This window comes from Gordonia sp. IITR100, from assembly GCF_002009645.1.
GTDB lineage: Bacteria > Actinomycetota > Actinomycetes > Mycobacteriales > Mycobacteriaceae > Gordonia > Gordonia hongkongensis.
Map to the genome: position 1 here is coordinate 29,231 of NZ_MVKV01000005.1, position 14,547 is coordinate 43,777.

At 68.4% G+C, this 14,547-nt stretch carries 14 protein-coding genes and 1 riboswitch; of the genes, 4 read left to right on the forward strand and 10 right to left on the reverse strand.

The window, feature by feature from the left end; translation table 11 throughout:
• Positions 1-9 precede the first annotated feature (9 nt).
• On the reverse strand, positions 10-2,400 hold the full coding sequence (gene ftsH / locus B1818_RS10080) for an ATP-dependent zinc metalloprotease FtsH (protein WP_058249890.1): 2,391 nt from the start codon (positions 2,398-2,400) through the stop codon (positions 10-12).
• Between the two features lie 171 nt (positions 2,401-2,571).
• Complete coding sequence (hpt, locus tag B1818_RS10085; RefSeq protein ID WP_058249889.1) at positions 2,572-3,135, reverse strand: hypoxanthine phosphoribosyltransferase; 564 nt, start codon at positions 3,133-3,135, stop codon at positions 2,572-2,574.
• Between the two features lie 334 nt (positions 3,136-3,469).
• Between hpt and B1818_RS10090 the strand changes: the two genes are divergently transcribed.
• Positions 3,470-4,174 carry a hypothetical protein gene (locus B1818_RS10090; RefSeq protein WP_058249888.1) on the forward strand — a complete coding sequence of 235 codons (705 nt, stop codon included), beginning with the start codon at positions 3,470-3,472 and terminating at the stop codon, positions 4,172-4,174.
• A gap of 28 nt (positions 4,175-4,202) precedes the next feature.
• Here the strand turns inward: B1818_RS10090 and tilS are convergent, their stop codons facing one another.
• Genes tilS through dacB form a run of 3 tightly spaced genes read right to left on the reverse strand, consistent with a single transcriptional unit; the run spans position 4,203 to position 7,668 of the window.
• Complete coding sequence (gene tilS / locus B1818_RS10095; RefSeq protein ID WP_058249887.1) at positions 4,203-5,159, reverse strand: tRNA lysidine(34) synthetase TilS; 957 nt, start codon at positions 5,157-5,159, stop codon at positions 4,203-4,205.
• Positions 5,138-6,268, reverse strand: coding sequence for a zinc-dependent metalloprotease (locus B1818_RS10100; protein WP_058249968.1), 1,131 nt, complete (start codon positions 6,266-6,268; stop codon positions 5,138-5,140). The genes tilS and B1818_RS10100 overlap by 22 nt, the downstream gene beginning before the upstream one ends.
• Positions 6,265-7,668: a D-alanyl-D-alanine carboxypeptidase/D-alanyl-D-alanine-endopeptidase gene (gene dacB, locus B1818_RS10105; protein WP_078112648.1), complete on the reverse strand. Its 1,404-nt coding sequence runs from the start codon at positions 7,666-7,668 to the stop codon at positions 6,265-6,267. The genes B1818_RS10100 and dacB overlap by 4 nt, the downstream gene beginning before the upstream one ends.
• Before the next feature lie 164 nt (positions 7,669-7,832).
• Between dacB and B1818_RS10110 the strand changes: the two genes are divergently transcribed.
• Complete coding sequence (locus B1818_RS10110; protein WP_058249886.1) at positions 7,833-8,345, forward strand: inorganic diphosphatase; 513 nt, start codon at positions 7,833-7,835, stop codon at positions 8,343-8,345.
• A gap of 162 nt (positions 8,346-8,507) precedes the next feature.
• Here B1818_RS10110 and B1818_RS10115 read toward each other — a convergent pair whose 3' ends face one another.
• Positions 8,508-9,008 carry a hypothetical protein gene (locus B1818_RS10115; RefSeq protein WP_058249885.1) on the reverse strand — a complete coding sequence of 167 codons (501 nt, stop codon included), beginning with the start codon at positions 9,006-9,008 and terminating at the stop codon, positions 8,508-8,510.
• Positions 9,005-9,931, reverse strand: coding sequence for an aminotransferase class V-fold PLP-dependent enzyme (locus B1818_RS10120; protein WP_058249884.1), 927 nt, complete (start codon positions 9,929-9,931; stop codon positions 9,005-9,007). Before B1818_RS10120 ends, B1818_RS10115 begins: the two co-directional genes overlap by 4 nt.
• A gap of 19 nt (positions 9,932-9,950) precedes the next feature.
• Positions 9,951-10,064: riboswitch (SAM riboswitch) on the reverse strand.
• Positions 10,065-10,171: 107 nt separating this feature from the next.
• Here B1818_RS10120 and B1818_RS10125 point away from each other — a divergent pair.
• Positions 10,172-11,248, forward strand: a complete 1,077-nt coding sequence (locus B1818_RS10125; protein ID WP_058249883.1) for an isochorismate synthase MenF — start codon at positions 10,172-10,174, stop codon at positions 11,246-11,248.
• 50 nt (positions 11,249-11,298) lie between these two features.
• Positions 11,299-12,243, forward strand: a complete 945-nt coding sequence (locus B1818_RS10130) for an ERCC4 domain-containing protein (protein ID WP_058249882.1) — start codon at positions 11,299-11,301, stop codon at positions 12,241-12,243.
• A gap of 83 nt (positions 12,244-12,326) precedes the next feature.
• Here the strand turns inward: B1818_RS10130 and B1818_RS10135 are convergent, their stop codons facing one another.
• From B1818_RS10135 to B1818_RS10145, 3 genes are read right to left on the reverse strand one after another with little or no spacing between them, the layout of a single operon-like run.
• Positions 12,327-13,544 carry an O-succinylhomoserine sulfhydrylase gene (locus B1818_RS10135; protein ID WP_058249966.1) on the reverse strand — a complete coding sequence of 406 codons (1,218 nt, stop codon included), beginning with the start codon at positions 13,542-13,544 and terminating at the stop codon, positions 12,327-12,329.
• Positions 13,541-13,954 carry a rhodanese-like domain-containing protein gene (locus tag B1818_RS10140; protein WP_058249965.1) on the reverse strand — a complete coding sequence of 138 codons (414 nt, stop codon included), beginning with the start codon at positions 13,952-13,954 and terminating at the stop codon, positions 13,541-13,543. Before B1818_RS10140 ends, B1818_RS10135 begins: the two co-directional genes overlap by 4 nt.
• Positions 13,951-14,421: a hypothetical protein gene (locus B1818_RS10145; protein ID WP_065629636.1), complete on the reverse strand. Its 471-nt coding sequence runs from the start codon at positions 14,419-14,421 to the stop codon at positions 13,951-13,953. The genes B1818_RS10140 and B1818_RS10145 overlap by 4 nt, the downstream gene beginning before the upstream one ends.
• Between the last annotated feature and the right edge of the window lie 126 nt (positions 14,422-14,547).

Genomic DNA, 14,547 nt, shown 5'->3' on the forward strand with positions numbered 1-14,547 from the left:
CCGGCCACTTTACGAACTCGGACGCGAGTCGTCGTCACCGGCGCGATGACCCCAGCCGTTCGTGTCGCCGTTGCGACCCGACCGCGGGTCGGGCTCGGGTGGCCAACCGGGTGCGGACCAATCGCGCGGCGCGCCGTAATCCGGACGCGTGCCGCCCCCGTACGGCCCACCCGACCCGGGTGCCGCCGTCCGGCCGTTGCCCGGGTCCGGATACTGCGGGTTGGGGTAGTTCGGGTTCGGATACTGGGGGTTCGGATATTGGGGATTCGGATAGTGGGGGCCGGGATCGGCCGGCGGATATCCGTGGTCGGGGAACCGCGGTTCCGGATTGCCCTGCGTCGGGGGTGTCGGACCACCCGGCTCGGGATACATCGGCGGGTAGTTCGGCACTTGGCCGGGGACCTGCGGCCCACCGGGATAACCGGCACCCACCGGCTCGGGGATCTTGGCCTGCTCCGGCGGCGGCCACGGCTCACCGCGTTCGATCGCCAGCTCTCCCGGCGTCTTCACCGGCGGTTTGTCACTCGGAGTGCGTTCGCCGAAGTCGTTGAACGCGGTGATCCGCGGACGCTTGTCGACGTCGGCGAAGATCTTCTCGAGGTCCTTGCGGGTCAGCGTCTCCTTCTCGAGGAGCTGCGTCGCGAGCACGTCCAGGGTGTCCCGGTACTCGGTCAGGATGGCCCAAGCCTCGGTGTGCGCGGCCTCGATGAGCCGGCGCACCTCGTCGTCGATCTCGCTCGCGATTTCCGCGGAGTAGTCGGTGTGCGAGCCCATGGACCGGCCGAGGAACGGATCGCCCTGGTCCTGGCCGTAGCGCACTGCACCCAACTTCGAACTCATGCCGTACTCGGTGACCATCGCACGCGCGATCTTCGTCGCCTGGTCGATGTCCGACGACGCGCCGGTCGTCGGCTCGTGGAAGACCAGTTCCTCGGCGGCACGGCCGCCCATCGCCATCACCAGCCGCGCGATCATCTCCGAGCGGGTCATCAGGTCCTTGTCCTGCTCGGGGACGGCGAGCGCGTGGCCGCCGGTGCGCCCGCGCGCCAGGATCGTGACCTTGTAGATCGGGTCGAGATCGGGCATCGCCCAGGCAGCAAGAGTATGGCCGCCCTCGTGATAGGCGACGACCTTGCGCTCGTGTTCGCTGATGATCCGGGACTTGCGGCGCGGACCGCCGATGACCCGGTCGACCGCCTCTTCGAGGGCCTCGGCGGTGATCGTCTGCTTGTTCTCCCGTGCGGTGAGCAGCGCCGCCTCGTTGACGACGTTGGCCAGATCCGCTCCGGACATGCCGGGCGTGCGCTTGGCCAGACCGTCGAGATCGGCGTCGGAGTCGATCGGCTTGCCCTTGGCGTGGACCTTGAGGATGGCCCGGCGACCGGCCATGTCGGGGTTGCCGACCGGGATCTGCCGGTCGAATCGGCCGGGGCGCAGCAGAGCCGGGTCGAGGATGTCGGGGCGGTTGGTGGCCGCGATCAGGATGATGCCCGAGCGGTCGCCGAAACCGTCCATCTCGACGAGGAGCTGGTTGAGCGTCTGCTCACGCTCGTCGTGGCCACCGCCGAGACCCGCGCCGCGCTGCCGGCCGACGGCGTCGATCTCGTCGACGAAGATGATGCACGGACTGTTGTTCTTGGCCTGCTCGAACAGGTCACGCACGCGCGACGCGCCGACGCCGACGAACATCTCGACGAAGTCCGAACCGGAGATCGTGAAGAACGGGACGCCCGCCTCGCCGGCCACCGCGCGGGCCAGTAGCGTCTTGCCGGTTCCGGGAGGGCCGAAGAGCAGCACACCGCGCGGGATCTTGGCGCCCAGCGCCTGGTACCGCGTCGGGTTCTGTAGGAAGTCCTTGATCTCGTAGAGCTCTTCGACGGCCTCGTCGGCGCCCGCGACGTCGGCGAAGGTCGTCTTCGGCATGTCCTTGGTGAGCTGCTTGGCCTTCGACTTGCCGAAGCCCATCACGCCGCCGCGGCCACCGCCCTGCATACGGCTCATCACGAAAAAGAACAGACCGAACAGCAGGATCATCGGCAGCACGAAGATGAGGATCTGCCACAGGACGGACTGCTCGTTGACGTTGGTCGTGTACGGGGCGCCGGTGCCCTGGACGGCCTCGAAGACCTGGTCCCCCGCCTGCGCCGGGTACTTGGCGCTGATCTTGTCGGCGTCGGCGTCGTTGACCTTGATCGGGGTGTTCAGCTCGATGCGCAGCTGCTGCTCGCGGTCGTCGATGCTGATGAACTTGGTGTTCTTGTCGTTGAGTTGCTGCAGTGCGACAGAGGTGTCGACGCCGCGGTACTCCCGACCGGAGTCGCTCATCACGCTCCAGCCCCACAGGGCGAGCAGGATGAGCGCCAGGATGGCGAGGTTGCGGAAGACTGTCTTACGGTTCATGCCAGTTGGTGGGGGTCGTGCGGGCTCACGGGATCGAGTCCCGGTGCCGACGCCGTTCCCATGTCCTTCCCGTCGACGTACACATTGAGGCTACCGGTCAACGATCGCGCTGGTGAAACCGTTCCCTCGCAGGTCGGACACGCGGGCGCCGCGTCATGCGCCGGCGATGGATCAGTGCGTGTACACCGACGGCTTCAGTCGTCCGATGTAGGGAAGGTCGCGGTATCGCTCCGCGTAGTCGAGGCCGTATCCGACGACGAACTCGTTGGGGATGTCGAACCCGACGTCGGCGACCCGGATGGTGGAACGCACGGCGTCCGGCTTGCGCAACAGAGCGCACACCTCCAGGCTGCGTGGCGACCGTGTGGCGAGATTCTTCATGAGCCAGGACAGCGTCAGACCGGAGTCGATGATGTCCTCGACGATCAGGACGTCGCGTCCCTCGATGTCGCGGTCGAGGTCCTTGAGGATGCGGACCACACCCGAGGACGAGGTCGACGACCCGTAACTGGAGACCGCCATGAACTCCATCTGCGACGGGATCGGAAGCGACCGGGCGAAGTCGGTCATGAACATGATCGCGCCCTTGAGGACACCGATGAGAACCAGATCCTCTTCGATGTCGGCGTAGCGCGACGCCACGGACTGGGCGAGTTCGGCGGTGCGCTCCTTGATCTCGTCCTCGGTGATCAGGACAGCGTCGATGTCGGCGGCATACGGATCGGCAAACTGCACGGTCCCAGCTTCGCATGTTTCGGCCGCACCGCGATGAACGGGGGCCGCACCGGGGTCGTCGCCATAGGCCGAAGAAATGACCGACCGTCCACCTGGGGGTTTTCCGAGAAATTCCTGCTCAAATCATTGTCGCCCTTTCATATCGATATTTCGCCGAATTGCCGTGCAGATAACGGTCGCATAACAAGTCGCCACACCGGCACCAATCCGAGTGGTTGCGTTTCGGAGTGGATCAAGCGTCTGACATTCTCGAGAACAGAGATCTGAGTAACCAGGCCTCGAAATTCCCCTCCCTTCTCACGCCCTGTCCCCGTGTGGACAAGAAGGAGCGCTCGTGTCCCCCACTTCGCGTTCTCCCCTGCGCAGAAAACGTTTCAGCGCCATCCTGTGCCTGGTCACCGCGGTCGTCACCGTATTCGCCGCGACCGCCGAAGCCGCACCTCAGCGGGCCTCCGCCGCGACCTACGATGCGTCGTGGAATGCCTCGGCGCTCACTCTCACGGTGCACAACGCGTCGGTCAGCACGGCGAACGGAAATCTGACGATCCGGGACACCGCCGGCGCGGAACTCTTTCGCATGCCGCTCATGTATCGCAGCGAGTATCGGCAGTTCCCGATCGACACGCGGACCACGGGAAACAAGGTGACCCTCATTCCGTCCCGTGAGGTCGCACGTTCGACGACACTCAATCCGACCGCGGTCGATCAATTACGCGGGGCGGCCCGACACAATGTCGCGGCGCCGCAAACGCGCCAGGAGCGCGACGACCAGGCGCTCGAACGTTTCCGTTCGCAGCTCGCCGCGGGAACGTCGATCGGGACATTGGTCGGGACCATCGTCGGTGGAATCGTCGGCGGAATCATCGGGTGCGTCATCGGACTCGCCGCTGCGGTGGTGGGCTGCCTGGTGGGCGTCGCGCCGGCCGCTGCGATCGGCGGCATCGTCGGCCTCGCCCTCGGCGGCGGGGGCACCCTGATCGGGGCCGGGATCCACTACTTCCAGACGATCAACTCGCCGTTCGTTCCGCCGCGACGCTGATCGCGGAGTCTGTCCTCGACGGTCCGTCTCACCTCTCGGTGAGGCGGACCGTCAGTGTCTCGCCGCGGCGGACGACGACGCGGCGGACCGCGGGGTCGCCGCCGACGGCGACCTGGGTCCGGTCGCCCGCGGCGCCGGTCCGGTCCAGCAGAGCCGCCACCGCGGAGATGACCCGATGGGTCGGCTCGGTCGCACCGACGTCGAGCAGCCAGGCGCGCAGGGCACGGGTCCGGACCGCGGGCGGCGCGTCGCGCAGCGGGGCGATCTCCAGTACGTCACCGCGGCCGGCCTCGGCCAGGACCCGGGCCGCCCACTCGTCGAGCGCGTCGTTGTCTGCTCGCAAACCGTCGGCGGTGCGACCCAGCGCGTCGACGACACCCCCCTGGAGCACGTCGTCGAGCAGCGGTAGCACCTCGGCCCGCAGACGAACCCGGGTGAAACGCGGATCGCGGTTGTGCGGGTCGTGGTGGGGCTCGAGGCCCATCTCCGTACAGGCCGCCAGGGTCTGATGTCGCCGGACCCCGAGGAACGGTCTGCCCCAGGGTCGATTCCACGGGCGCATACCCGCGATCGACCGGGACCCGGATCCGCGTGCCAGTCCCAACAGCACGGTCTCTGCCTGGTCGTCCGCGGTGTGGCCGAGCAGGACCGGCCGGCCGTCGCGGGCCTGCTCGAGCGCCGCATATCGCGCGTCACGTGCGGCGGCCTCGAGACCGCCCCGCCACCCGACCCGCACCGGGAGAATTCGCACGCGGGCACCGAGGGACTCCGCCGTGCGCGCCGCCGCCGCGGCCACCTGCGTCGAACCCGGTTGGAGGCCGTGATCGACGATCAGCGCGGTGACGTCGAGTCCGGCACCGACCGCGCCGGCGGTCAGCGCGAGCGAGTCAGCTCCACCGGAGAGTCCCACGCAGACGTCCGGCCCGGCGAGATGAGCGGCCGCGAAGTCCGCGACCGCCCGCCTCACAACACCCGCTGAATCCATGCCTGCGGGTCGTCGATCTCGCTCGGCAGCGGCATCGTGTCCGGCGAGGTCCACACGACGTTGAACCGCTCCATCCCGACGGCCTCGACCACCGCGTCGACGAAGGCCTTGCCGCGGATGTACTGCGCGAGCTTGGCGTCCATCCCGATGAGCGCCCGGATGAGCCGCTGGACCGGGTTCTGGGGTGCGGTGCGTCGTTTGTCGAAGGCGGCTCGGATGCTCGCCACCGACGGCACATGCGCCGGTCCCACGGCGTCCATGACATGGTCGGCGTGACCCTCGAGCAGCGTGCCCAGGACCATCATGCGTTGGAAGGCGGCGTGCTGCTCCGGGCTCTGCAGCAGTTGCATCGCCCCGATCACACCCTTTTCGCGCGGACCGTCGGAGCCCTTGAGCGCCTTGGTCATCCGCGTGACGATCTCGGTGGTGGACTCGCCGGCGTCGGAGGTCAGCACGGCCACGTTGTCCTGCATGTAGTCGCGCAGCCACGGGTTGGCCGAGAACTGCACCCGGTGGGTGACCTCGTGTAGGCACACCCACAGGCGGAAGTCCGACGGGATCACCTTGAGCTGACGTTCGACGTTGATGATGTTCGGCGTCACCACCATCAGCACACCCGGTTCGCCGGTCTCCGGGTCGGGGGTGAACGGGTCGTACTGGCCGAGGATCGCGGTGGAGAGGAAGGCGAGCAACCCGCCGGCCTGGAGGCCGCCGAATCGGGCCCCGAGTCCGGGCGATCCCGCATCGATCGACTCGTCGGAGCCGAGCATCGAGCGCATCGACCGGGATGCGGCGTCGATCCACCCGGCCCGGTCGAGGACCCGGGTGGTCGGTACGCGAAGGCCGTCGGCGAGCCCGGTGACCTCACGGACCGGGGCTTCGGCCCGGGTCGCGGCGTCGGCCAGTTCCGTACGGGCCGCCTCGTAGGTGTAGGCCGTGGTCTTGGGACCGGGACGGGTGAGACGTTTCGCGGTCGACGCCGCGAGCGACCAGTCGATCTGCGACCCGATGCCCGGTTGACGGTCGGCGGTCTCGGCGACCTCGGTGGTCCCGGTTCCGGTGATCCCGGCGTCGGTGACGTCCGATCCGGCGATTCCTGAAGTGGTCATCGGCACCCGCACTCTCTCAGTTGACCCACCACGGCGTCGAGGGCGGGTCGCGCGTCCGCCGGCGAGGTGCCGCCGGACATCAGGGCGAACGACAGCACGCGGCCGTCGACTGTCTGCACTATGCCGGTCAACGAACTGACCCCGGTGAGTGTTCCGGTCTTGGCGCGTGCCCAGCCCGCGCCCGGGTTGCCCGGGGCGTCGAACCGGTCCGCGAGCGTACCGGTGCCACCGGCGATCGGCAGCCCGTCGAGCATCGGGCGCAGCGCCGGCCGGCTGGGCCCGCTGGCGGCCGTCATCACGGCGTCGAGCAGTTCCGGCGTGGTGCGGTTGGCGTAGGAGATCCCCGACGCATCGTGCAGGGTGGTGCCCGCCCACTGGTCCGGGAACATCGACGACAGGACTTGTTCGATCGCCTCCACGCCGCCGGCGTGCGTGGGCGGCCCGCCCCGGTGCACCGACAGTTCGATGGCCAGGGTCTCGGCGAGCACGTTGTCGCTGTAGCGCAGCATGTCGTTGACCCGGGTGACCAGCGGCGCCGACTGGACCTTCGCGATGACGCGGTCGTTCCCCGATGCGGCTGCGCCGGAACCGGTCACCTCCGTGACGGGACCCTCCACGCCGAGAGCCGCGGCCAGCGCCTCGCCGGCCATGATGCCCGGTTCCGCGGTGCGCGGCGAGTACTCGTCGAGCGGTTCGAGCCGGGCGCCGTCGACCATCAGCGATTCGATCGGCGCGATGTCGCCACCCTGGATGTCCCGGCGGTCCCAGGTGGTGTCCATCGTCGGACCCGAGAACGCGCTCAGGTCGACTGCCACCGACGTCACCGGGATCTCGGTGTCCTCGATCTGCCGCGCGAGGTCGGCGATGCGACCGGGGTCGGTGTAGAAGGTGTCGGTGCCGGCGGGCTGTGCGGACAGGGTCGGGTCACCCGCACCTCGGAGGATGATCTGCCCGTTGCTGCCGGCCACCACCGTCGTGGTCAGTCGCTGATCGTGCGGCACGGCTTCGAGGACGGCCGCGGCCGAGAGGACCTTGGCGTTCGACGCGGGGATCCGCGGACGCTCGGGGTTGCTGGTCCACAGGACGGTGCCGGTCAGCGAGTCGCTGATCATGCCGGTGAGTTCGCCGAGCGCCGGATCCCGCAGTGCCGGCGCGATGGCCCGCGACACACCGCTCGGCGTGGGCTCCGGCGCGGAGGCGACCACCGGGTCGATCCGGGGGTCGACGGCGATCGCGGCGGGCTGCGGGGGAACCCCCGGCGGCAGTTCGGGTTCCCGGTCGAGCCGGAGCGCGATGACCACCGAGGCCGTCGCGACGAGGGCCAGGATCACCACCGCGGTGATCGTCCACCACAGAAGTCTCCGACCGGAACGACCGCCGTTTCGGGTGGATGCGCCCACAAAGCCTCCGGGTCTCTCGCGGTTGACGGTCGATGGAACGGCCCGGACATACGCACAACGAGGGGTACGAACATCGAGGTCGCCGGACCAACAGTATCGTTGGGGCAGCGTGCGGGCGTTTCGGCCCGACGCGGCATCCCCGATCAAGACTGCCAGGAGGAACTGTGGAATTCGATGTGACCATCGAGATCCCCAAAGGTGGCCGCAACAAGTACGAGGTCGACCACGAGACGGGCAAGGTCTACCTCGACCGCTACCTGTACACCTCGATGGGCTACCCGGCCGACTACGGCTACATCGACGGCACCCTCGGTGAGGACGGCGACCCGCTCGACGCGATGGTCCTGCTCCCCGAGTCGGTGTTCCCCGGCATCATCGTGCGCGCACGGGTCGTCGGCATGTACACCATGACCGACGAGGCCGGTGGCGACGACAAGCTGCTCTGCGTCCCCGCCAAGGACGTGCGCTGGGACCACATCAAGGACATCTCCGACGTGTCCGAATACGAGCTGGGACCCATCGCCCACTTCTTCGAGCACTACAAGGACCTCGAGCCGGGCAAGGAGGTCGACCCGGGCGGATGGGTCGGCCGCGACCAGGCCGAGAAGATCGCACAGGAGGCCATCGATCGCCTCGCTGCGCACCCCGACGCGGCCAACGAGCCCTCGCGCGGCTGATCTCTCCCACACACGAGACCGCCGGCACCATCATCCGAGATGGTGTCGGCGGTCTTGTCTGGTCACCAGGTGGCTTCGACTCGGCGCCTCGACCTCCACGCGCTCCTTCGTCGCTTGCTCGGCCCGGCGGCTACGCTCGGTGCCGGCTCAACCAGCAGTGGGTCAGGCCACGCGGTACCGCTGCTCGGCGAGCACCGGCAGGATCTGTTCGCGGATGCGGCGTTCGGTGGCCGCGCCGTCGATCGGGATGAGGATCACGGCGTCGGCGACCTCGGCTGCGTAGATGTCGCGGACCAGCGTGATCAGTCCGTGTGTCGTCCCGATGTAGCGGATGGTCCCCGAGCCCGTCTCCGACGACGCGTTCACCGCCGCAGCAGCGGCCGTGCGCGCCGACGCGGCGTCCGGCGCGACGGCCACCTCCACCTCGAGTGCGACCACGAAATTGGCCTGATCGTGGCTGCCGGCCCGGAGCAGGGAGCGGGCGCGCTGCGCCTCGCGGAGGGTCTCCCGCCGCACGACGATCGGAAACGTCTGTGCGAGATCGTCTCCCGCGAGCGCGATCTGGAATCCCGGACGTCCGATGCTGATCGGGGCCGTCGGGGTGGCAGTCTGTGCGGCGATCACGGTGCCGCGGTCAGCACGTGCGTCGAGTTCGATGGTCATCTATTCACCCCTGGTCGAGTTCGGTCGGTCTGTTCGGTTCGCGCCCGGAATGCATCGAGAATCCGGTCGATGTCGTCGACGGTGGTGCCCGCTCCGAAACTCGCGCGCACCGTGTCGGCCGGCGGTGCGAGGCCGTCGACGGTGTAGCCCGCGACTCCCGCGCGGTCGGTGGAATCGGTGAAGATCCGCAGCGGCGTGAAGCTGCCGATCGCGGCCAGGCCGGCGTCGAGACGTTCGGCGAGGCGGCGTTCATGCAGGCCGATCGTCTCGGGTCCGAGATCGGCGAGCACCCGACACGCCTCGGCGACCGCGATCGCCCCGGGAACGCCGTCGGCGTCCGGCGAGGCATCGACATCGGCGGCGTCGAACCAGTCACGACGACCGATGAGAACGCCGGCGCCATCCGTCCTACGACCTGGTTCACCGAACGCCAGGTAGTCGATGCCGTGGCTGACGACGGAGACGGGCCGGTGCCCGACGAGTTGCGCGGCGTCGACCAGGATGCGGGCCCCGGACCGGTGCGCGAGCGAGGCGAGCCGGCCGATCGGCAGCACCTCGCCGGTGATGTCCGATACCGCGGTCACGACCAGGAACGATGCCGGCGCCGAGGCGAGCTCGGTCTCCAGCGCGACCAAGGTGTCCTCGATGGTCTCGCAGGCCGGGACGAACCGCGCCCGGTCGCGCCCCTGCCGTGGTGCGCACCACCGCAGCAGGTCGGCGCCCTGCCCGATGTCGAGGACGACGACGTCGCCAGGAGTGATGCGCGCCGCGAGGTCGAGGGCAACGGCGGCATCGCGGGTGAAGACGACGGTGTCGTCGACCCGCGCACGGACGAACTGCCGCACCGATTCCCGGGCGGCGTCGAAGCGGACGTCGACTGCGGGCGACAGGCGACCGGCGGGTGCGGACAGGACAGCGGTCACGGCAGGAAACTCCTCAGACAATTCGCGCTTGCCGCGTCCGGTCGGTACGCGGCCGGGTCGTCACCCGGAGCACCCCACCGCGAAGGAGGGTTGCCGACCAGCGAGCCGGGGCTTGTCACTGGCACTCATGACCTACGACCAAGGGTCGTCGATCTCGCGCGGACGTGTCAATTTTCACTCAACGTGATCGGAAGTTAGGGCACACTTACCTGTAGCGTGTCAGGGGTGTCAGCGACTGATGTGTTCGTGTTGTCCCGCCCGCACGGCACCGTGCGGGGCATGGGCGCGGTCCGTGCGTTCACCGACGTCGACGCCGCCTCGGCCGCCCTGCGCGCCGGGACCGTCGACGGTCTGACCGGCGCGATCCCCTTCGACCTCGCCGAGCCCGCCGCGCTGGTGGTGCCCGAAGTCCTGCACGTCGACGCGGCGCCGCTGGCAGGCACACCACCGCTGACGCGCACCCCGGTGTCGACGACCCTGCACCCCACGGCCGACGAGCACCGCGAACGTGTCGCACACGCGGTGAAGCGGATCGTCGCCGGCGACGTCGGCAAGGTCGTACTCGCCCGCAGCGTCGACATCGTGCTCGACGCCGAGGTCGAGCCTCTGCAACTCCTCGACGCACTGGCGGGCGGCAATGCCGGACACAACGCATTCGGTGTCGATCTCGGCGCGGCCACCGGCTCGGGTTCGTGGCTGTTGGGCGCGAGTCCCGAAGTGCTGCTGCGCAAGTCGGGTTCCGTCGTCACCTGCCACCCGTACGCGGGATCGGCGCCGCGGTCACCCGACCCGGTCGTCGACCGCGCCGCTGCCGACGGATTGTTCTCCTCGGCGAAGGATCTCGCCGAGCACGCCTTCGTCGTCGACCACCTGCGAGACCGGCTGGGACACCTCTGCGACGACGTCGACGCGCCGTCGACCCCGCAATTGCAGTCGACCGGGGAGGTCTGGCATCTGGCCACCCCGATCCGCGCGCGGCTTCGGGACCCGGCGACCACTGCGCTCGATCTCGCACTCCTGCTCGGCCCCACCCCGGCGGTCTGCGGCACGCCGAGTGATGTTGCTGCGCAGATCATCCGCGAGGTCGAGGGTGAGCGCGGCTTCTATGCGGGGGCGGTCGGCTGGTGCGACGCCGCCGGCGACGGGGAGTGGATGGTCACCATCCGGTGCCTCGAACTCGAGGCCGATCGTCGCAGCCTCCGGACGTGGGCCGGCGGCGGTATCGTCGAACACTCCGACCCGCAGGGCGAACTCGAGGAGACGGCGTTCAAGCTGCGGACGGTCCTGAACGCGTTGGGCATCGCCGCACTCGACTGAGCGGATCAATTGCGGACGCGCGCGATCTTCGCCCGTTACGCTCGTCGATGATGCCCGACGACCTGATCATCGCCCGAAATCCGGAACAGGGCTCCTCACTGCCCTTTCTGGTCCGGATTCCGCTCGGCAGTGACGGGATCGTCTTGAAGGTGAGGGAGACCTGGCCGCGAACCAGCAAGGTCTATTGTCATCGCGCCGACGAATGGCCGACCACACCGCAGATCGTCGAACGTCTTCCGGTTCGGTCGGTGACGCGGCGCGGGGCGGCGATCGATCTGGTGCTCGACCGCGCTCGCGAGAATCGGTCACAGTTCGTCGTCACGCGGGCTCGCGGACGCGAGATGATCTTCTGGCAGACGCGCAAAACCACCAAGCAGGCGCGTCCAAACGTCACGCTTCCCAAGGCTCGGGCACACGGCCAGGCGCTCGAGATCGTCGTCGACACAGGCGAGAAGTACGCCTACTCCTTCGGTCATCAACAGGCGACCACCACTCGACACCGCCTCGATGCCGGCGATTACGCGATCGTCGAGGACGACCAGGTGGTCGCCGCCGTCGAACGCAAGTCGATCGACGACCTCGGCAACGGTCTCATGAAGGGAACTCTCACCTACCAGTTGGCAGGTCTCGCGGGACTCCGACGCGCCGCGGTGGTCGTCGAAGCCTCATACAGCAAGGTGTTCACGCGCGAATACGTCAGCGGCGCCGCGCTGGCCGAGGCAGTCGCCGAGGCGCAGGTCCGGTTTCCGACCGTGCCGATCGTCTTTTGCGACAACCGCAAACTCGCCGAGGAATGGACCTACCGCTGGCTCGGTGCCGCGCTACACGAATGGCGGCTCACCGTCGGCAGCGAGCCCATCGTGCAGGGCCTGCACGGTCCACCGGCGACACCGTCGGAGATCAGGGCGTGGGCTCGCGCCCAAGGGATCGAGGTGCCCTCCAAGGGACGGATCCCGAGTACGGTGCGAGCGGCCTGGGATCGCCGGAACGACTGAATGGCACCACCCTCCGGGGACTCGGCCCCGCTCACCGAGGCGGATTCGCGCTGTGCCGCAACGGAATACGTCAGCGCTTACCCTCACCCCAGCGCGTGGTCCAGGTCGCCCAACAGGTCGTCGACCCCTTCGAGGCCGACCGACAGCCGCACCACCGAGTCACTCAGACCGATCGCCGCGCGTCCCTCGGGACCCATCGCACGATGAGTGGTGGTCGCCGGATGCGTGATCAGCGACTTCGAATCTCCGAGATTGTTGGAGATGTCGACGATCCGCAGGCCGTTGAGGACCTCGAAGGCGCGCTTCTTGCCGTCGATGCCGTCGTGGTCGTTGAGCTCGAAGGTCACCACCGTGCCGCCGCCGGACATCTGCGACTTCGCCAAGTCGTACTGCGGGTGTGACTGCAGGAAGGGGTATTTGACCCAGCGCACGCGCGGATCGCTCTCGAGGAACTCGGCGATCCGCAGCGCCGACGACACCGAGGCGTCGACGCGCAGACGCATCGTCTCCAGCCCCTTCACGAGGGTCCAGGCGTTGAACGGACTGAGTGCCGGACCGGTGTGTCGCATGAGTTGCTGCACCGGACCGTCGACGTACTCCTTGGTCCCGAGTACCGCGCCACCCATGACGCGCCCCTGGCCGTCGATGTGTTTGGTGCCCGAGTAGACGATGACGTCGGCGCCGAGTTCGAGACCCCGCTGCAGCAGCGGGGTGGCGAAGACGTTGTCCAGCACCACCTGTGCGCCCGCGGCGTGCGCCATCTCGGACACCTTCACGACGTCGACGAGGCTCTGCATCGGGTTCGACGGTGTCTCGAAGAACACCGCGTCGGTGGGCTTGGACAGGGCCCGCTCCCACTGCTCGAGGTCTTCACCGTCGACGAACTCGGTCTCGATCCCCCAGCGCGGGAGGATCTCGTTGCAGACCACGAAGCAGGAACCGAACAGGCTGCGGGCGGCGACGAGACGGTCGCCGGCCTTCAACAGTGCACCGAGCGCGACGAACACCGCGGCCATGCCGCTCGCGGTGGCGAAACACGCCTCCGCGCCCTCGAGCCGGCGCAACCGCTCCTGGAACATCTCGACGGTCGGATTTCCGTAGCGCGAGTAGACGAATCGTTCGTCCTCGCCGGTGAAGGCTCGCTCGGCGGCCTCCGCGGAGTCGTAGACGTAACCGCTCGTGAGATAGAGCGCCTCGGCCGTCTCGTGGAAACCCGAACGCGCCAGCCCGCCGCGAACCGCGATCGTGTCAGCCGAGAGCCCTTCAGGCAGTTCACGACTGACGGGCAGATCAGAACTCACGATTGCCTCCACGGCAGGTTCTCGGCACGCCAGCCCGACGTCCCGCGGTGGTCGTTCTCGTCGAGGGCGCCTTCGAACCCGTCGATCACGTTGTATGCCTTCGCGATACCGTCGGCGGTCGCGGCCTCCGCAGCGCCGATCGACCGGTGCCCCGAACGGCAGATGAAGATGACCTCCTGGTCGTCGGAGACACCGGAATCACGCAGCTGTGCCACGAAGTCGTCGTTGCGACGCCCCTCGGGGAAGGTGGTCCACTCGGCGAAGATCGCGCGCTTGCCCAGGACCTCGAGGTCGGGCACGCCGACGAACGACCACTCCGCCTGCGTGCGACAGTCGACCAGCACCGCATCCGGGTTGTTCTCGAGCTTCTCCCACGCCTCGCGCGGGGTCAGGTCACCGGCATAGCTCATGAGGAACACACCTTCCACTCGCCGTTCTCGCGCACCACGATCGTGTCCACGACGTTCACGTCATCGGGGGTCTTGTCATAGTGCCAATGAACCTTCGCGGTCGCCCGGTCACCGTCGACCACCAGCTCGGTGATCTCCGGGATCTCGATGTGACCGTTGGCGAGCAGCGACTCCCGGTTGTCGGCGAGGAACTGTTCCTCGGAGACGAAGTCGGCCGCCTCGACGTCGGCCGCGCAGGTGTTCGCCCGGTATTCGCCGAAGTTCGGACCGTTGCGCGCGGTGTAGATGTCGTTGATCGCGTACTGGACCTGAGCCGAGTCGCCGGCCCGGTCCTCGGCCGGACGGGTCACATTCGACAGCACGACGCCGAGCACCACGAGTCCCACGACGCCGGCCGCGACGAAGAACGGCCAGGCGTTCTTCCACGACGGGGGCTTCTGGTCGCCCTCACCTGCAGCTTCGGCCATGGCGGGCAGTCTATCGAGCGTCCCGGCGGCGGTTGAGACCGGCGTCGTCGGAGCCCGGACGCACCGGGCAGAGCGCCGAACGACGTCGACATCGAACACGTCCTGCGTAAGGTGGCCCTAAGTTCC

Coding starts and splice junctions, on each gene's coding strand:
- ftsH (WP_058249890.1), bottom strand. CDS start 2,400: ATGAACCGTAAGACAGTCTTCCGCAACCTCGCCATCCTGGCGCTCATC.
- tilS (WP_058249887.1), bottom strand. CDS start 5,159: ATGGATTCAGCGGGTGTTGTGAGGCGGGCGGTCGCGGACTTCGCGGCC.
- B1818_RS10100 (WP_058249968.1), bottom strand. CDS start 6,268: ATGACCACTTCAGGAATCGCCGGATCGGACGTCACCGACGCCGGGATC.
- B1818_RS10115 (WP_058249885.1), bottom strand. CDS start 9,008: ATGACCATCGAACTCGACGCACGTGCTGACCGCGGCACCGTGATCGCC.
- B1818_RS10130 (WP_058249882.1), top strand. CDS start 11,299: ATGCCCGACGACCTGATCATCGCCCGAAATCCGGAACAGGGCTCCTCA.
- B1818_RS10140 (WP_058249965.1), bottom strand. CDS start 13,954: ATGAGCTATGCCGGTGACCTGACCCCGCGCGAGGCGTGGGAGAAGCTC.
- B1818_RS10145 (WP_065629636.1), bottom strand. CDS start 14,421: ATGGCCGAAGCTGCAGGTGAGGGCGACCAGAAGCCCCCGTCGTGGAAG.